This is a genomic window from Faecalibacterium prausnitzii (assembly GCF_003324185.1).
GTDB classification, from domain to species: Bacteria; Bacillota; Clostridia; order Oscillospirales; family Ruminococcaceae; genus Faecalibacterium; species Faecalibacterium prausnitzii.
The window spans coordinates 67,151-84,407 of record NZ_PXUP01000013.1; the positions used below are offsets into that span (position 1 = coordinate 67,151).

The 17,257-nt window shown below is 59.4% G+C and carries 20 protein-coding genes and 1 tRNA gene; 15 read left to right on the forward strand and 6 right to left on the reverse strand.

What is annotated here, in order from left to right; translation table 11 throughout:
• Window positions 1-3 precede the first annotated feature (3 nt).
• Genes C7J97_RS09975 through C7J97_RS09990 form a run of 4 tightly spaced genes read left to right on the forward strand, consistent with a single transcriptional unit; the run spans window position 4 to window position 3,989 of the window.
• On the forward strand, window positions 4-813 hold the full coding sequence (locus C7J97_RS09975; RefSeq protein ID WP_223450751.1) for an ABC transporter permease: 810 nt from the start codon (window positions 4-6) through the stop codon (window positions 811-813).
• A gap of 12 nt (window positions 814-825) precedes the next feature.
• A complete protein-coding gene (locus C7J97_RS09980) occupies window positions 826-1,569 on the forward strand; it encodes an ABC transporter ATP-binding protein (protein ID WP_005923018.1) in 744 nt (247 codons plus the stop codon).
• Window position 1,570: 1 nt separating this feature from the next.
• Window positions 1,571-3,448 carry a glycosyltransferase family 2 protein gene (locus tag C7J97_RS09985; RefSeq protein WP_113620745.1) on the forward strand — a complete coding sequence of 626 codons (1,878 nt, stop codon included), beginning with the start codon at window positions 1,571-1,573 and terminating at the stop codon, window positions 3,446-3,448.
• Between the two features lie 4 nt (window positions 3,449-3,452).
• Window positions 3,453-3,989, forward strand: a complete 537-nt coding sequence (locus tag C7J97_RS09990; RefSeq protein ID WP_005923021.1) for a DUF5662 family protein — start codon at window positions 3,453-3,455, stop codon at window positions 3,987-3,989.
• Here the strand turns inward: C7J97_RS09990 and C7J97_RS15245 are convergent.
• On the reverse strand, window positions 3,986-4,306 hold the full coding sequence (locus C7J97_RS15245; RefSeq protein WP_162789026.1) for a hypothetical protein: 321 nt from the start codon (window positions 4,304-4,306) through the stop codon (window positions 3,986-3,988). The genes C7J97_RS09990 and C7J97_RS15245 overlap by 4 nt on opposite strands.
• Before the next feature lie 99 nt (window positions 4,307-4,405).
• Here C7J97_RS15245 and C7J97_RS09995 point away from each other — a divergent pair, with 99 nt between their 5' ends.
• Window positions 4,406-4,990 (forward strand): hypothetical protein, encoded by a 585-nt coding sequence (locus tag C7J97_RS09995; RefSeq protein WP_242983494.1) that lies wholly within the window; start codon window positions 4,406-4,408, stop codon window positions 4,988-4,990.
• Window positions 4,991-5,112: 122 nt separating this feature from the next.
• Here the strand turns inward: C7J97_RS09995 and C7J97_RS15515 are convergent, their stop codons facing one another.
• Window positions 5,113-5,238, reverse strand: a complete 126-nt coding sequence (locus C7J97_RS15515) for a hypothetical protein (protein ID WP_015537317.1) — start codon at window positions 5,236-5,238, stop codon at window positions 5,113-5,115.
• 320 nt (window positions 5,239-5,558) lie between these two features.
• On the opposite strand from C7J97_RS15515, the gene rsxC reads away from it, so the two are divergent.
• The 6 genes from rsxC to C7J97_RS10025 are packed head-to-tail and all read left to right on the forward strand — an operon-like array spanning window position 5,559 to window position 10,617.
• Window positions 5,559-6,875, forward strand: coding sequence for an electron transport complex subunit RsxC (rsxC, locus tag C7J97_RS10000; protein ID WP_223452891.1), 1,317 nt, complete (start codon window positions 5,559-5,561; stop codon window positions 6,873-6,875).
• Window positions 6,875-7,834 (forward strand): RnfABCDGE type electron transport complex subunit D, encoded by a 960-nt coding sequence (locus tag C7J97_RS10005; RefSeq protein ID WP_005923034.1) that lies wholly within the window; start codon window positions 6,875-6,877, stop codon window positions 7,832-7,834. The genes rsxC and C7J97_RS10005 overlap by 1 nt, the downstream gene beginning before the upstream one ends.
• Window positions 7,831-8,385, forward strand: coding sequence for an RnfABCDGE type electron transport complex subunit G (locus C7J97_RS10010; protein ID WP_005923037.1), 555 nt, complete (start codon window positions 7,831-7,833; stop codon window positions 8,383-8,385). Before C7J97_RS10005 ends, C7J97_RS10010 begins: the two co-directional genes overlap by 4 nt.
• 17 nt (window positions 8,386-8,402) lie before the next feature.
• Complete coding sequence (gene rsxE / locus C7J97_RS10015; protein WP_055186231.1) at window positions 8,403-9,068, forward strand: electron transport complex subunit RsxE; 666 nt, start codon at window positions 8,403-8,405, stop codon at window positions 9,066-9,068.
• 1 nt (window position 9,069) lies between these two features.
• Window positions 9,070-9,702 (forward strand): electron transport complex protein RnfA, encoded by a 633-nt coding sequence (locus tag C7J97_RS10020; protein ID WP_055186232.1) that lies wholly within the window; start codon window positions 9,070-9,072, stop codon window positions 9,700-9,702.
• A 15-nt stretch (window positions 9,703-9,717) separates the two neighbouring features.
• A complete protein-coding gene (locus C7J97_RS10025; RefSeq protein ID WP_113992808.1) occupies window positions 9,718-10,617 on the forward strand; it encodes an RnfABCDGE type electron transport complex subunit B in 900 nt (299 codons plus the stop codon).
• 53 nt (window positions 10,618-10,670) lie between these two features.
• Here the strand turns inward: C7J97_RS10025 and C7J97_RS10030 are convergent, their stop codons facing one another.
• Window positions 10,671-11,633 (reverse strand): biotin--[acetyl-CoA-carboxylase] ligase, encoded by a 963-nt coding sequence (locus C7J97_RS10030; RefSeq protein WP_113992807.1) that lies wholly within the window; start codon window positions 11,631-11,633, stop codon window positions 10,671-10,673.
• Between the two features lie 172 nt (window positions 11,634-11,805).
• On the opposite strand from C7J97_RS10030, the gene C7J97_RS10035 reads away from it, so the two are divergent.
• Genes C7J97_RS10035 through C7J97_RS10050 form a run of 4 tightly spaced genes read left to right on the forward strand, consistent with a single transcriptional unit; the run spans window position 11,806 to window position 14,416 of the window.
• A complete protein-coding gene (locus tag C7J97_RS10035) occupies window positions 11,806-12,351 on the forward strand; it encodes an RNA polymerase sigma factor (protein WP_242983495.1) in 546 nt (181 codons plus the stop codon).
• Complete coding sequence (locus C7J97_RS10040; RefSeq protein WP_113992805.1) at window positions 12,338-12,859, forward strand: anti-sigma factor; 522 nt, start codon at window positions 12,338-12,340, stop codon at window positions 12,857-12,859. Before C7J97_RS10035 ends, C7J97_RS10040 begins: the two co-directional genes overlap by 14 nt.
• 11 nt (window positions 12,860-12,870) lie before the next feature.
• A complete protein-coding gene (locus C7J97_RS10045; protein WP_113992804.1) occupies window positions 12,871-13,596 on the forward strand; it encodes a hypothetical protein in 726 nt (241 codons plus the stop codon).
• Window positions 13,580-14,416, forward strand: coding sequence for a hypothetical protein (locus C7J97_RS10050; protein ID WP_170126658.1), 837 nt, complete (start codon window positions 13,580-13,582; stop codon window positions 14,414-14,416). Before C7J97_RS10045 ends, C7J97_RS10050 begins: the two co-directional genes overlap by 17 nt.
• 99 nt (window positions 14,417-14,515) lie before the next feature.
• Here the strand turns inward: C7J97_RS10050 and C7J97_RS10055 are convergent.
• From C7J97_RS10055 to C7J97_RS10065, 3 genes are all read right to left on the reverse strand, one after another.
• Window positions 14,516-14,591: transfer RNA gene (locus C7J97_RS10055), tRNA-Thr, on the reverse strand.
• 126 nt (window positions 14,592-14,717) lie between these two features.
• On the reverse strand, window positions 14,718-15,386 hold the full coding sequence (locus C7J97_RS10060; protein ID WP_015537321.1) for a hypothetical protein: 669 nt from the start codon (window positions 15,384-15,386) through the stop codon (window positions 14,718-14,720).
• 126 nt (window positions 15,387-15,512) lie between these two features.
• Window positions 15,513-17,207 (reverse strand): M3 family oligoendopeptidase, encoded by a 1,695-nt coding sequence (locus C7J97_RS10065; RefSeq protein ID WP_097783001.1) that lies wholly within the window; start codon window positions 17,205-17,207, stop codon window positions 15,513-15,515.
• Window positions 17,208-17,257 lie beyond the last annotated feature (50 nt).

Here is a 17,257-nt window from a genome sequence, read left to right on the forward strand (position 1 = left end):
CCCGTGGCAAAACTCAAAGCAATGTGGAATGGCTTCTGGCGCTACCGCTATCTGCTGTGGAACCTTGTAAGCCGTGATTTCAAGCTGAAATACCGCCGCAGCGTGCTGGGCGTGGTGTGGAGCGTTTTGAACCCGCTGCTGATGTGCCTTGTGTACTGGGCGGTGTTCAGCAGCCTGATGGATATGCGCGGCAGCGGCATCGACAACTTTGCCGTCTTTCTGATGTGCGGTCAGCTGCTGTTCAACTTCTTCAACGAGGCTACCTCCACCAGCATGAGCAGCGTGCTCAGCGCCGCCCCGCTGCTGAAAAAGGTGTATATCCCCAAGTATATCTTCCCGCTGGAAAAGTGCTGCTTTGCCATGGTGAACTGCATCTTCAGCTTTGTGGCGCTGCTGCTGGTCATGATCTTTACCGGCGCGCCTTTCCACCTGACCATTTTTGAGGCGCTGTACCCGCTGGTGACCTTGTTCTTCTTCAGCCTCGGGGTCAGTATGTTCTTAGCGGCGGCTACCGTGTTCTTCCGGGATATCATGCACATCTGGAGCGTGTTCGTCACCGCGCTGCTGTATTTCTCCGCCATCTTCTACGACCCCACCCAGATGACCTTTTCCATCGGCGGGTTCAATATGCAGCAGATCATCAAACTGAACCCCATGTACTGGTATATCACGGGCTTCCGCCGCACGGTGATGTGGGGCATCCCGCTGGATTGGAATATGTTCCTTGTCTGCGGCATCTGCGCCGTAGTGTCCATGGTAGTGGGGCTGCAGGTGTTCCGCAAAACGCAGGACCACTTTGTGCTGCACATTTAAGGAGGGTGAACAATGGAACCGATCATCAAAGTGGACAATGTTTCCATGTGCTTCAACCTTTCCAAGGAAAAGCATGAGAGCCTGAAGGAGTACTTTCTGGCCATGGTGCAGGGGCGGCTGCAATACGACGAGTTCTACGCTTTAAAGGACGTCAGTCTGGACATCATGCCCGGCGATTTTTACGGCCTTGTGGGATTGAACGGCTCGGGCAAATCCACCCTGCTCAAGACCATTGCCGGGGTGTACAAGCCCAGCAAGGGCAAGGTGACCGTGAACGGCACCATCGCCCCGCTCATCGAGCTGGGCGCGGGCTTTGATATGGATCTGACCGCCCGCGAGAACATCTACCTCAACGGCACGGTGCTGGGCTTCTCGCCCAAGTATCTGGACGAAAAATTTGACGAGATCGTAGAATTCAGCGAACTGGAAAACTTTCTGGATGTGCCGCTGAAAAACTACTCCTCCGGCATGGTGGCACGCATCGGCTTTGCCATTGCCACCATCACAAAGCCCGATATTCTTATTGCGGACGAGGTGCTGTCGGTGGGCGATTTCCTGTTCCAGCAGAAGTGCGAAAAGCGGATGCAGGAGCTGATGGCGGGCGGCACCACGGTCATTCTGGTGTCCCACTCCATCGAGCAGATCGAGCGGATGTGCACCAAGGTGGCATGGCTGAGCCACGGCCACCTGAAAATGAACGGGGATACCCAGACAGTCTGCGCCGCCTACAAGGCGACCCAGCGCGGCGAGGTCTGATATGAATGTACGGTTGAAACGCGCCAAGGAGCTTGCCGGCTATGCCGTGCAGCTGACAAAGGACGAGGGCTTGCCCACCATGGTCAGGCGCGGCGCGGGCTTTGTGAAGCGCCGCTGCTTTGGCAAACGTGCGCGCTACCTGCCCGCCAAAAAGGTGCTGGAAGCCCAGCGCGCAGAGATGGCAGGCAAAACGGCGGCAGACTGCGGTCTGCCCACCATTTCGGTGCTGACCCCGCTGTATAACACCCCGGAAAAATACCTGCGGGAATTTCTGGATTCCTTTGTGGGGCAGACCGCGCCCAACGGACAGCTCTGCCTTGCCGATGCTTCGGACGCTGCCCACGGGGACGTGGAGCGGATCGTAAAGGAATATCAGCAAAAGAATCAACGAATCGTATATAAAAAGATCGAAAATAAGGGCATCGCGGCCAACACCAACGCCGCCGCGCAGCTGGCAACAGGGGAGTATCTGGCGCTGGCTGACCACGACGACATTCTGGCACCCCATGCCCTGTACACCATGGGCAAGGCCATCCTGCAGCTGCGGCAGCGCGGCGAACCGGACGGATTTCTGTACAGCGACGAGGCACTGTTCACCAAAAGCATCCGCCGCCCCATGGTGGCGCACTTCAAGCCGGACTACGCCCCGGATTACCTGCTGTGCTGCAACTACATCTGCCATCTGGCGGTGTTCCAAAAAGCGCTGTGGGAGCAGCTGGGCGGCGAACGCCCGGAATGCGACGGCAGTCAGGATCATGATCTGTTCCTGCGTCTGCTGGAAAAGACCGGCGGTGCCGCCCATGTGCCGCAGGTGCTCTACTACTGGCGGGTGCACGCGGGGTCTACCTCCGGCGGTGCAGACGCAAAGCCCTATGTGGCGGCAGCGGCCAAAAAGGCGCTGGCAGACCACCTGACCCGCACCGGGCGCACCGGCACGGTGGAGGACGGCCTGTTCCCCAGCACCTACCGGGTGAAGTGGGACATCGTGGGCGAGCCGAAGGTGAGCATCCTCATCCCCAACAAGGACCACACCGAGGATCTGGAAAAGTGCCTGCACAGCATCTGGACAAAGACTGAATGGGAGCACTTTGAGGTGATCGTGGTGGAGAACAACTCCACCGACCCCGCCACCTTTGCCTACTATAAAAAGGCGCAGCAGCGCTACGACGGCCTGCGGGTGGTCACCTACCCGAAAAAGGGCTTCAACTTTTCAGGCATCAACAACTTTGGCCGCAAATACGCCACCGGCGAATATCTGCTGCTGCTGAATAACGACGTGGAGGTGCGCAGCGGCGAATGGCTCACTGAACTTCTGCGCCAATGCGCTCACCCCGGCGGGGCGGCAGTGTGCGGTGCAATGCTCTTTTACCCGGACGAGACCATCCAGCACGCGGGCGTCATTACCGGGCTGGGGGGCTACGCGGGGCACAGCCACAAGTACAAAAAGGCAGGCGGCAGCGGGTATCTGTTCCGCACCGCCACGGTGCAGGACTTTTCCGCTGTGACCGGTGCCTGCCTGCTGGTAAAGACCAGCGTGTGGGACGAGGTAAAGGGGTTGGACGAAGCCTTTGCGGTGGCCTTCAACGATGTGGACTTCTGCCTGCGGGTGCGGGATGCGGGCTACCGCATTGCGTGGACGCCCTACGCCCAGCTGACCCACTACGAGAGCAAGAGCCGCGGCGGGGACGAGAAAGACCCGGTAAAGGCACGGCGCTTTGCCGCCGAGCAGCAGCGTCTGTACGAGGTGCACGGCAAGGAGAACATCCTGCATGACCCCTACTACAACCCCAACCTGACCATGGACCGGGAGGATTTTTCCGAAAGCGATGATCTGCGCGGGCTGAAAGAGGGCCGCATCACGGTGCAGTGGAGGGAATAACAGCATGAACATCAAGGGTCATTTCGAGACCATCACCCGGCACAAGCTGCTGGTGATGAAATACTGCTTTGAATGCGGGTTGTATGAGCAGGGTCTTGCCCACGACCTGAGCAAGTATAGCCCCACCGAGTTCATCCCCGGGTGCATCTATTATCAGGGTGACCACAGCCCCAACGAGGCCGAGCGCGCAGCCAAGGGCTACACCTCGGCGTGGCTGCACCACAAGGGGCGCAACAAGCATCATCTGGAATACTGGATCGATTATAGCACCACCAAGACCGGCCTGACCGGCATGAAGATCCCCCTGCGGTACGTCTGCGAGATGGTGTGCGACCGGGTGGCGGCAAGCCAGATCTATCTGGGCGATAAGTACACTGATGCCTCTGCGTGGGAGTACTACCAGCGCAGCAAGGATCACTACCTGATGCACCCGGAGACCCGGGCACTGCTGGAAAAGCTGCTGTGCATGGTGCGGGACCTCGGGCGGGAGCGCACCTTTGCCTACATGAAATTCCTGCTTGGCTGCGAAAAGGATTACTAAGCCCGAAAGGCTGCTGCACAGACTGTGCGGCAGCCTTTTTTGCGTGCAGAAAAGCCCGCGTGCAGACGCGCCTGTGAAAAAGCAATTCCGGAAAATCGGCAGATTTTCCGGAATTGCGAATAAAAAATAATTTTTCCACTGCAACGACGACGACCGCCGCCAGTGGCGGAAACAGGGAGGAGTTGTTGGGGCAGCGGCCAGCAAGATGCGAGTGCCGCCCAAGGCACGATGCGGATGCTGGGTGCCGCAACCCGGAAGGCGCGGCGCGCATTCAAAATGTTCCTGCTTTTGCACGCTTTGCCGAAACTTTCTGCCAAAGTTTGGCGCATCTGCCCATTGACAGCGCGCCGCAGCAGGGGATAAGATGAAACCGGGGAGCAACGCACTCCCATAAGAAGAAAGCGGGGGGACCACAGATGAAGCTTTGGAAACGATGGACGGCAGCGGCTCTTGCAGCTGCAATGGCGCTGCTGCTTTTAGCAGCCTGCGGGCCCTCCGGCCCTTCCGCGCCGGACGCGCCGGACGCGCCGGATAAGCCGGGCAGCAGCGAGACCGGCAAAGACCCCACCGACAAAAAGACCGAGGCGCAGAAGGTGGCTGCGGTGGTGGACACACTGAATGCGGTGCGCAAGGACTACGGCAATAACACCCCGCTGACCATGGACGCCGAGGTCTGCGCCATGGCTGAAAAAATGGCAAAATTGCAGCTGGACTGGCTGCTTGGCAAGTACGGCACCGACCCGAATGGCAAGCGGTATACGAAGGACTGGAACGACATCAGCCAGCTGCCGGTAAAGGGTAAAAAGCTGGTGGGCGTAGGCGGCTACGCTGCGTATCCCACAGAGAGCGTGATCCGCGGCTGGGTAAAGGACACCGGCAAATGGAAACCGGCACTGGTCACGAGCACGGAAGCTACCCTTGTGGGCGTGGGCGTTGTGCATAACACCGACCCCAAAACGAGGGATGAATACCCCATTATGGTGGTCGTGATGACCTACTGATACGAGCAAACGCCGCTGACAAAAAGTCGGCGGCGTTTTTGTGTGGTCTGCCGGATAACGCAAAAACACCCCGGCCGGGCGGTTTTACCGCTTGGCCGGGGTGCTGTTTTGCAAGAAAAATATTACTGCTCGTTTTCGTAGATCTTGATATAGCGCGGGGCGCTTTTATCCTGCCAGAGCAGCAGAATGGCGGTCAGGGCGACAGCCAGTGTGGTGAGGACGGCGAGCAGAGCTTTGAGAACTTTCATGGTTTGGTGCCTCCTTGTGAAGTTCGGGAGCGGAGCGGGGGACGTTCCGCCTGTCATGTTAGGTATAGTATAGCATATTCCCACAGTAAAGGCAAACGGCAGAAGAGGGAGAACAAAAAGAAAAATACGGTGGTTAGTTAAAACTAATCGGCAAAAACGAATAAGAAAGTTCAGGAAAATTCATCATTTGAGCCGTGATGTCGTTGACTTCCCGCGCCAAAATGATACAATAAGTGTGTTAAGCAGCTGCTGTCCCTGTACCAGTGCGCCTGCATGGGCGTGGGGATGGCAATTCAAGCAGAATGGGGGATTTGAAATCCATGTTGAACAAGCTGAAACGTGCGGCGCTTGGCGCGCATACGCCGCATGACAAGGCAACTGCTGCAAGCAAACCTATCCCGATGCCTCTGCCCGCGCAGGTACGCATCCTTATGAGCCAGCACATTGGCGCACCCGCCAAGGCACTGGTCAAAAAAGGCGATGAAGTGTTCGTCGGCACCAAGATCGGTGAGGCGGGCGGCTTTGTCTCCGCAAACATCCACTCCAGCGTTTCCGGTACGGTAGCTGCAGTGGAACCTTTCCGTCTGTCCAATGGCCGTATGTGCGATTCTGTTGTCATCAAGACCGATGGCAAGCAGACCGTAGACCCGGCTGTCAAGGCACCGGAAGTCACCGATAAGGCCAGCTTCCTTGCCGCCGTGCGCGAGTGCGGTCTGGTAGGTCTGGGCGGCGCAGGCTTCCCCACCGATGTGAAGCTGCAGCCCAAGCAGTCGGTGGATACTTTACTGATCAACGCCTCCGAGTGCGAGGTGTGGCTGACCAGCGACACGCAGGAGATGCTGGAGTGCAGCGATGATATCATCCGCGGCATCAAGGCTGTGCTGCAGTATACCGGCATCCCGAAGTGCATCATTGGTATTGAGAACAACAAGCCCGAGTGCATCGACCTGCTGTGCAAAAAGACCAAGGACGACAGCGCTATTGAGGTAAAGCCCCTGCCCAGTGTCTACGGCACCGGCGCAGAGCTGATCCTGATCGAGAAGTGCCTCGGCCGCGAGGTGCCCCACGGCGGTCTGCCCGCCGATGCAGGCGCTATCGTGATGAACGTGACCAGCGTTTCCACGCTGGGCAAGTATCTGGCTACCGGTATGCCGGTGGTCCAGCGTACCATCACCGTGGACGGCGATGCCTGCGCAAAACCCCAGAATGTTGTTGTGCCCGTGGGCACCGCTTATCAGGACATTCTGGACTATGTGGGCGTCAAGGGCGAGCTGGGCAAGGTGGTTGCCGGCGGTGCCATGATGGGCCCCGCTGTGGAGAACCTTTCCTACCCCACCACCAAGACCACTTCCGGTCTGATCCTGCTGAGCAAGGCAGCTGCACAGCCCGCACAGGTCAACCCCTGCATCCGCTGCGGCCGCTGCGTGGAGTACTGCCCCATGGGGCTGGAGCCCGTGGAGGTCAATCAGGCCTACGCCGCCCGCGATGTGCAGGAGCTGGGCAAGCTGCACGCTGACTACTGCTTCAACTGCGGCAGCTGCTCCTTCGTCTGCCCGGCAAAGCGCCCTGTTACCCAGATGATGAGTCTGGCCAAGGCCTTCTATCTTGGCGAAATCAAAAAAGGAGGCAATAAGTAATGGATACGAAGCTTATTGTTTCGGCTTCCCCGCACGTCCGCAGTGATGAGACCACCCAGAGCCTGATGGCTAACGTGATCGTTGCACTGTGCCCCTGCGTGGTTGCCTCTGCGATCATTTTCGGCGTGCGCGCCCTGCTGGTCACCGCCGTTTCCGTGGTGGCCTGTGTGGTTTTTGAGTGGCTGTACTGCAAGCTGCTGAAGCGCCCGAACCCCATCAGCGACCTGTCCGCTGTGGTCACCGGCATCATTCTGGCCATGAACGTGCCCGTGGGTATGCCCATCGGCCAGCTGATCATCGGCGATCTGGTGGCAATTATTGTTGTCAAGCAGCTGTTCGGCGGCATTGGCATGAACTTTGCAAACCCCGCTCTGGTGGGCCGTATCGTGCTGTTTATCAGCTTTGCCGGTTCCATGAATAAGTGGGTGTTCCCGGATGCAGCGGTGGATCAGCTGTCCAAGGCTACCCCGCTGGCTGTGGCAGATCCCTCCAAGCTGAGCCTGCTGGATCTGTTCATGGGCATCCACGGCGGTGTGCTGGGCGAGACCTGCGCACTGGCTATCGTGCTGGGTCTTGTCTATCTGGTGGCTACCAAGACCATCAGCATCGCTATCCCTGCTTCCTACGTTGGCAGCGTGTTCGTGTTCTACCTGATCGCTACCAAGGATCTGCACAGCGCACTGGTTGCCGTGCTGAGCGGCGGCCTGCTGTTCGGCGCTGTGTTCATGGCTACCGACTACGTTACCAGCCCCTTTACCCTGAAGGGCAAGCTGGTGTACGGCGTTTGCCTTGGCATCGTTACCTTTGCTATCCGCTACTGGGGCAGCTACACCGAGGGCGTGTCCTTCGCGCTGCTGTTCATGAACCTGTGGGTCCCGTACATCAATGATCTGACCCGTCAGACCCCGTATGGCTATGTGAAGCCTGCAAAGAAAGCGAAGGAGGGTGCTGGCAAATGAGTAAGACTGCAAATTCCAGCTGGGAAACCACCGGTAAGCCGATCGTTGTGCTGACCGTCATCTCTCTGATCGTCAGCCTGCTGCTGGCTCTGGTGAACGGCATGACCGCTCCTGTTATCAAGGAGAACACCCGCCGCACCACGCTGGCTGCTTATGTCAGCGTGATGCCCTCTGTTTCGGACGCAGCTACGCTGGAGGAAGTTACCGATTACACCACCGCCAATGTTACCGGCGTGGTGAAGGCTCCGGACGGCGGCATTGCCATCAAGGCCGAAGAAAAGGGCTTTGACGGCGGCATCCTGACCGTCATCATGGGCTTTGATGCCAACGGCGCCGAGACCGGCATCTGGGTGGACGCTTCTACCCAGACCAAGGGCATCGGCTCCAATGTGTCCACCGATGACTTCCTGGCACAGTTCAACGGCATGGACGGCACCAAGAACATTGTGATGAATCAGGATTTCGATGCGTACAGTGGCGCAACCATTTCGTCCACCGCTCTGTTTGCTGCCATCAATGATTGTATCAACTGCTTCAACGAGCTGGCATAAAAGGAGGTTGGTAAGAAATGGCACAAGAAAATAAGTCCAAGGTAAGCATCCTTACCAACGGCATCATCAAAGAAAACCCTGTTCTGCGTCTGGTTCTGGGCACCTGCTCCATTCTGGCCGTTACCACGGCAGTTTCCAGCGCACTGGGCATGGGCGCCGCCTTCACCTTCGTGCTGGTGTGCTCCAATATCATGATCTCCCTGCTGCGGAAGGTCATCCCCGGCAAGGTGCATCTGCCCTGCTACATCGTTATCATTGCAGGCTTTGTGACCATCGTGCAGATGTTCATGCAGGCCTACATGGAAAGCCTGTACAACGCTCTGGGCGTGTTCCTGCCCCTGATCGTTGTCAACTGTATCATTCTGGGCCGTGCCGAGATGTTCGCCTGCAAGAACAATGTGGTGGATTCCGCACTGGACGGCGTGGGCATGGGCCTCGGCTACACCCTCACCGCTACTCTGATGGCCTCCATCCGTGAGATCCTGGGCAGCGGCACCTGGCTGGGCTTCCAGATCATTCCGGAAGGCGTTGCCAAGGTGTCCATCATGACGCAGGCTCCCGGTGCATTCTTCTGCTTTGGCCTGTTGATGGCCGGCTGTGTGTGGCTGGAAGGCAAGCTGGACGCCCGCATCGAGCGCAAGAGCTGCTGTGATCTTGATAATCTGAAGAAGGAGGCGGAATAAGATGCTCGTCAAACTCGCTGCGATCTTCTTCAGCATGATCCTTGTCAACAACTATGTGCTGGTGAAGTTCTACGGTATCTGCCCGTTCCTGGGCGTTTCCAAAAAGCTGGATTCCGCTGTTGGTATGTCCGGTGCTGTCATCTTTGTCATGTTCATGGCAACGGCCGTTACCTTCCCCATCCAGATCTTCATTCTGGACAAGGCTGGTCTGAGCTACCTGCAGACCATCGTGTTCATTCTGGTCATCGCCGTGCTGGTGCAGTTCATCGAGATCTTCCTCAAGAAGTACGTCGTTGCACTGTATAACTCACTGGGCGTTTATCTGCCCCTGATCACCACCAACTGCTGCGTGCTGGCCGTTACCATTCTGGTCGTGGGCGACTACGGCGCAGATGTGGCTGCACACGGCTTCGGCTACGCCTACATCGAGGCTCTGATCTGCGCCATCGGCGCAGGCTGCGGCTTTATGCTGGCCATGGTCATGTTCAGCGGCGTGCGTAAGCGCGTGGAAGCCTGCGATCCCCCGGCACCCTTCAAGGGCCTGCCCATCACCCTGATCGCAGCTGCAATCACCAGCCTGTCCTTCATGGGCTTCGGCGGCATCGTCGAAAACCTGTTCAATGTTACGCTGTAAGGGAGGAACAGGACTATGAATATTGTATCTGCTGTTATCCTGTGCACCATCGTGGGCGCTGTGGGTGCTATCGTTCTGGTGGCTGCTGCAAAGTTCATGGCGGTGGAGGAAGACCCCCGCATTGAGGAAGTTTCTGCCTGTCTGGCCGGCGCAAACTGCGGCGGCTGCGGCTACGCCGGCTGTTCCGACTACGCCAAGGCTGTTGTTCTGGACGGCGTGCCCTGCGACAAGTGCGCACCCGGCGGCCCCAAGGCTGCTGCCGCCATTGCCAAGATCATGGGCGGCGAGGCAAGCGCCGTAGAAAAGAAGGCTGTGGTGCAGTGTCAGGGCAGCTCCGAGCACTGCAAGCCCGCCTACGACTACAAGGGCATCCAGACCTGTGCTGCTGCGGCAGCTCTGTACGGCGGCCCCAAGACCTGCACCTTCGCCTGCATTGGTCTGGGCGACTGCACCAAGGTGTGTAAGTTCGACGCCATCCACATCGTGGACGGTGTGGCAAAGGTGGACAAGGACAAGTGCACCGGCTGTGGTGCCTGCGCCAACATCTGCCCCAAGCAGGTGATCATGATCGACGCTGCCGGCCCCCGCAAGCCGGTGGTCATGTGCTCCAACAAGGATAAGGGTGCTGTGGCAAACAAGCTGTGCACCACTTCCTGCATCGCCTGCGGCATGTGCGAGCGCACCTGTAAGTTCGACGCCATCCATGTTGTGGACGGCGTGGCACGCATTGATTACGACAAGTGCAAGGGCTGCGGTATGTGCGCCCAGAAGTGCCCCAAGCACATCATCCTGTTCCCGCTGAAGGACGATCCCAATCCCCCGAAGCCCGTGGTGAAGCCCGCCGCTCCCGCTGCTGCTCCCGCAGCAAAGCCGGAAGCCAAGGCTGAGGCAAAGCCCGAGACCAAGGCAGAGTAAACTGTAAACCAAAGCCCGCCGTGCGCAATGCCCGGCGGGCTTTTTGTATCCGTTTATTCCGTCTTAGTGGGACGAATGGTCACCTCGCCGCAGCGCAGCGCTTCGGTGCGCCCACCCTCCCGCTGCACCACCAGCCGCCCGGTGCCGTCGATAGAAAGCGCCTGTGCGGCGTAGGTCTCGGTGCCGGTGCATACGGTCACCCAGTGGCCGGGCACAAAGCAGCGGGCGCGGTACTCGTCCAGACATTCAAAACCCGGGCACAGCGCTAACAGCTCTCGCCCGATGGCACCCGCCAGCGCCGCCCGGCTTACCGGGGCAGGGCCGCCGGGGTATAAGCTGCCTGCTTTGGCGGTCAGCTCCGGGGGAAAGTCCTCAGCCGTGGCGGTCAGATTCAGCCCAATGCCCACCACCAGCCATTCCAGCTGGCCGCTTTCAAGGTCAGTACCGGCTTCGGTCAGGATGCCGCACACCTTTTTGCCCTTGTAATACAGGTCGTTCACCCATTTGATGGCAAGTTCCAGCCCGCACAGCGTCCGCACCGCCCGGCACACCGCCACCGCTGCGCCGATAGTGGCGGTCTGGGCGTTGGCGGCAGGCAGCGGCGGGCGCAGCACTACCGAACAGTACACCCCTTTGCCCGCCGGGCTGGCAAAGCTGCGTCCCAGCCGCCCGCGCCCGGCGGTCTGCCCGCCCGCCAGCACCAGCGTGCCGTGGGCAGCGCTTTCCAGCGCCAGCAGCTTGGCGGTGCGGTTGGTGCTTTCCAGCGTGTCGTACAGCTGCACCGGGGCGGGGTAGGGGCCTACCGCTTCGGCGCAGAAGGGGTCGCCGCCCAGCAGACGGTACCCCCGGCGGGAGGCGGCCTCCAGTGCATAACCCTGTGCGGTAAGCGCCGCCGCAGCCTTGTGCACGGCGGCGCGGCTGACCCCCAGCTGCTGCGCCAGCTGCTGGCCGGAAATATACGCGCCCTCGGCGGCGCTGAGCGCCTGTAAAAGCGCCTGACGGGTGGTAGAAGCCATGGCGTAAATCCTCCCTGTGTGCTATACTGCTATTGTACCATATCCGTGGAAGAAGAAAAAGTTTGAAAATATTTTAGTTTTTTGCAGGAACTGCCGCCGCTCTCTCGTATTAAAGACAGAAGGGCGGCGCAGAGCACCGCATCCAGAACCGGAAAGGAGGCCGTGCAGCGCGTTGACAACACAGGAATTCAGCACGATGGTGCAGAAATATCAGGCGCTCGTGTACACGGTCTGCCACCAGCTGGTGCCGGATGTGCAGGAAGCGCAGGACCTGACGCAGGAGACTTTTCTGGCGGCGTGGCGGGCCATCGACCGCTGCCCGCCCGGCTTTGAAAAGCAGTGGCTGGCGCGCATCGCCGCCAACAAAGCCAAGGACTATCTGCGCAGCGCATGGGTGCGCAAGATGAACACCCCCGGCGACGAGGTGCTGGCGCTGGAGGGCGCGCCGCCCGGTATGCAGCCGGAACAGCAGGTGCTGGATGCGCTGGGCGAAGAAGAGCTTACGGAGATGATCTTAGATCTGCGTGAGCCCTACTGCACGCCCTGCCGTCTGGTGCTGCTGGAGCAGCACACCATGGCCGAAGCGGCAAGGCTGTGCGGCCGACCGCCCAAAACGGTGGAAGCACAAATCTACCGCGCCAAAAAGATGCTGGCGCAGCAGATCTTGCAAAACGAGCGCATACCCTGTGAAAGGAGGAGCGTACATGGAACTGTTTGACGCAAAAGGCTGTCTGAGCGAGGAAGGCTTACAGGCACTGGTCGGCGGGCAATTGGACGAAACGCAGCGGCTGGAAGCCGCCGAACACCTTGCCTACTGCGACCGCTGCATGGACCGCTACACTGCTCTGCTGACCGACGATGTGCTGGAACAGCCGCCGCGCTCCGCCCGGGGCGCGGTGATGGGCACCATCTGGATACGGCTGATGCAGAACACATGGGGACGCGCCGCTGTGGCCACCGTAGCCGCCGTGCTGGCGCTGACGCTGTGGCGTACCGGTACGCTGGAACAGATCCTGCACACCGGGCAGCAGCTGAACACATGGCTGCCGCAGACTACTCAGCAGACCGAACCGGAGCTGCTGGGCAAGCCGGTGAACGACAAAGCCCCGCAGCCATCCACCGCCCCGCTGGGCAAGCCCATAGAGGACAAAAAACAGCTGACCGAGAAACTATCCGATGCACTGGATGCGCTTTTGCACCACAGTGCAGACACCACTGAGAAATGAGGGAACTGATTATGAAGAAAAACGGGATCCTGACCCTGCTGTTTGCCTGCATCCCCGGTGCGGGGCAGATGTATCAGGGCTATATGAAGCGGGGGCTCTCGCTCATCACCATGTTCTGCCTGTTCATTATCCTAGGCAGCACCACGGGGCTGGACGCACTGGTAGTCGGCTGCATCGTTGTGTATATGTACAGCTTTTTCGATACCTTGAACCTCCGCGCGCAGCTGGCGGCGGAAAAAGCCCCGGAGGACGATTATCTGGTGCACTTTAACTGGCACGATGCCCGTATGACCCAGTTCATGGGCGAAAGCCACAAGCTGGTGGGCTGGGGGCTCATCGCACTGGGCGCCATCGTGTTCTACAACAACATCATCATGCGGGTGCTGGGCGATGTGATGTGGCGCTGGGGACAGGATAACCCGGTTTTCCGAGCCATCTACCTGATGCTGGATGCCCTGCCGCAGATCGTGGTCTGCGTGGCACTGATCGTGTGCGGTATGTGGCTGGTGCGCGGCCCGAAGAACAAAAAGGGCAAGCAGCCCGCCGAGGAGGAACCCGAGGACTTCCACGCCTACACGGCTGCGCCGCAGGCAGAGGATGCAGAGGATGCCGCGGACACCACGGACACGGACACCCATTTTGCCATGCCGGAGCTTTCGGCACTGCTGGGGGAGCCGGTGACCGACGCAGAACAGAACGAAACCCCTACGGAGGATGACGATGACCGAGCAGAATAAGACCCCTTTGACGGCACAGCCGGGCAGCGTGCCCCCGCCGGAACGCAAGCCCGCAGAAAAGCCCCTGCGCCGGGTGGGCAGCCTGACCCTGGGCGCGTGTCTCATTGCGGCGGGCGTGTTCTTCCTGCTGTATTTCTTCGTGCCGGGCTTTGATGTGCAGCTGACCCTGAAAATTGCCCCGGCGGTGGCGCTGGTTCTGCTGGGATGCGAGGTGCTCTTCTTTGCCGCCCGCCCCGGCCGCTGGAAGTACGATTTTGTGTCCGTGCTGGTCTGTCTGGTGCTGATGGCGGGCTGCTTTTGCATGGCAATGCTGCCCATGCTATGGGACGAGTTGAGCGGCGAAAATCAGCAGACGATGAACCGTCTGAGCGCACAGGCCATTGACGAACTGTACTCCGCCTGCAAGCAAGACGCGCAGGACATCGCCATCCAGAACATCAGCGGCTGGCTTTACCTGAACGGCCCGAAGGCCGAGACTTTGCAGCAGGCCGCCGCCCTGCCCGCCGGGGATACCTGCCTGACCTTGACTGTGGAGCTGTTCGGCCCTTACGACAGCGCCGCCGACTTTGCCCGGGACTGCTACACCCTGACCGCACTGGCAAAGCAGTGCACTGTGCCGCCGGAAAAGCTGCACTTTACATGGGATGCCCGCAGCGCGGCGGAAAGCAGCCTGAACACCGGCAGTCTGCTGTACACCGAGGACTATTCGCTGGACCTGAGCGGCGCTGTGCAGCTGGACTGGACAGAGCAGCAGATGGAGCAGCAGACCGAGACCGAGTATCTGCTGGACGCAGAAAATATCCCCGATGGGGAAGAATGAAAAATACCGCCGCACAGCTGTGCGGCGGTATTTTTGCGGTGCGGCGGAAAGGATAAACGAAAAACGCCCCGAAGTCCTAAGACTTCAGGGCGGTTGAGCTGGAGCTGCTATCCAGATTCGAACTGGAGACCTCATCCTTACCAAGGATGCGCTCTACCAACTGAGCTATAGCAGCACATCACAGCTCGATAAGTATAGCACAGCTTGACCGGCTTTGCAAGCATTTTTTGCAAAAAAACTGAAATTTGGCAAAAAAGTCCCCGGAGCATCCGCAGATGCTCCGGGGACTCTGGAAATGCGTTTACTTTGCCAGACTGGTCAGGATGGGCTCGCACTGCTCTACGGTGGAGGAGAGCATCAGGTTGTAGGCGGTGACCATCTCTTGAATGGCGGTACGGTTCTCCTTGGTCAGGGCGTAGCTCTGGGTGGTGCCGTCCCGGCCAACGAATACGGCGGTGACGCTCTTGGCGTTCAGCCACTCGCTCAGCAGGCTGACCTCCTCGTCACTCAGCTGGAACAGCTCCATGTCGAACCAGCAGCCCAGATCCTGATCGTAGCCGCCGCCGTATTCCTCGTCACAGGTAAAGGTGTACAGCTCGTCATCAGCAGATACGTTGACCGTTTTGATGTCCAGCTTCTTGCTGCCAACATAGGTCAGGATCATATTAAAGGCAATGCTATCGTCCTGCAAGAACATATAGGGGTACAGCCCGCAGGACTTTTTATCCATGCTGGCCTGCTCCTGCGGAGAGGAAAGATCCCAGCCGCCGGTCTCCTCGTCGTAGGTGACGGTGAACTTGGAAAAGGCGGCCTTGAGTTCGGCATCGCTGGGGGCGGCGTTGGTAGCCTCCACTGCAGCAGGGGCGGCGGGCAGTGCGGGCGCAGCAGCCGAAGCGGCCATGCCGCCGCACAGCATGGCGGCAGCGCACAGACCGGCAACGACGCGCCGGAACAAACGGGAAGATCTCATAAGTCAGCACTCCTTTCCATTTTCGAAGGGAGATCTCTGGCTTCAGTATATCGCAGCACGACAGAAAAAGCAAGAAAACTGACACGAAACGCCCTGCCGCTGTCACGAAACGATTTTCGCTTGTCTTTAGCCCACCTGATGCTCTTCCAGCCAGCGGGTCATCTGCTGGGCAATGCCCTTGACGCTGCCTTCCTCAAAGGGCACCTTCAGCCCGGCGGTCTGCAGCAGCTCGGTGTAGCTGGCAAGACCGGCGCGGCGCACCAGTTTGAGGTAGCGCTCCCATGCGTCCTTGTGGTCGTCAAGGCTCAGCAGGAAGAACTGCAAGGCTGCCATGGTGGACAGGCAGTAGTCGATATAGTAGAAGGGGCACTCGTAGATGTGCAGCTGGCGCTGCCAGCCTGCACCGCGCCCGTAGAAGGGCAGATTGTCAAAATCGATCCACGGACGGTACTTCTTTTCCAGCTTGAGCCACTCGGCGTTGCGCTGGTCGGGGGTCAGGTCGGGGTTCTGGTACATGATGTGCTGGAACTCGTCCACGGCGCAGCCGTAGGCAAGGAACACAAAGCTGTCCTCGGCGTGGAGCAGGGCATACTTCTCGGTATCTTTGCCGAACAGCAGGTGGTGCCACGGCGCGGTGAGGAACTCCATGGCCATGGAGTGGATCTCGGCGCTCTCCATGGCGGGGCATTCCAGATCGGCAGGCACGTTGGGGTCGCGCTCGGCCACATATCCCTCAAAGGCGTGGCCGCACTCGTGGGTCAGCACGTCCACATCGCCGGAGGTGTTGTTCCAGTTGGCAAAGATGAAGGGTGCCTTGTAGCTGGGCAGGCTGGTCATGTAGCCGCCGGACATCTTACCGGGGCGGCTTTCCACGTCGAACAGCTCGTTGTCCTGCATAAAGTCGATGAACTCCGCCGTTTCGGGGCTGAGTTCGTGGTACATGGTGCGGGCAGCGTCCATGCGTGCCTGATAGCCCGGGATGGGCTTGGGGTTGCCGTCCTTGAAGATGATGGGCAGGTCGGTAAAGGTGGGGTGGGTGATGCCGGTGCGCTTGGCGCGCATGGCCATCACCTTTTGCAGCTCGGGCACAACGTCCCGGGCAACCTGATCCCGGAAGGCTTGGATCTCGGCCTGACCGTAGCCGATGCGGTTCATGCGCACATAGGAAAGTTCGCTGTAATCCTTATAGCCCAGCACCTTGGCCTGCTGATTCAGGTTCTTGACGATCTTGGTGTACAGTGTGTCCAGCTCGTCCCGGTGGGCGTCAAAGTAACCGGCCTCGGCTTCGTAGGCGGCGCGGCGCACGGCGGGGTCCAGATCCTCCTTGTAGGGGCCCAGCTGGGGGATGGTCAGCTGCTTGCCGTCCAGCTCCACCAGTGCGCCGCCGTAGATCTGCTGGTACTGGCTGACCAGCGCGTTGAACTCCTGCTGCAGCTCCACGGTGCGGTCGTCCATGCCCAGCACGGCGTTCTTCATACCGGCTACGCAGGTGGTGCCGAAGTGCTCGGTAAGGGCATCCACATAGGGGTTTGCCAGAAATGCCCGGCTGATCTCCACACTGGCGTTGGTCACGGCGGGGCCGTTGGCATCAAAAAAGTCCTGCTCAGCCTTCCAGTAGGCATCGCGGGTGTCACAGGTGTAGTGGATGTTGGCCAGCTGGGAGGCGGTGGTGTAGTCCGCAAAGGCGCGGCTCTGCTCGTAGTACACCTGAATGAGGGCGTCGCCGTCCTGCGCATCGGCGGCCTTGGCAGCCAGCTGTTTGCACCGTGCCAGCAGAGCGTTGATGTCTGGGCGGGTATAGGTCATTTCGCTGAATTTCATGGAAAATTTCCTTTCCGGGGCAGTTTCCCCTTTGGTATCTTGTGTTCATC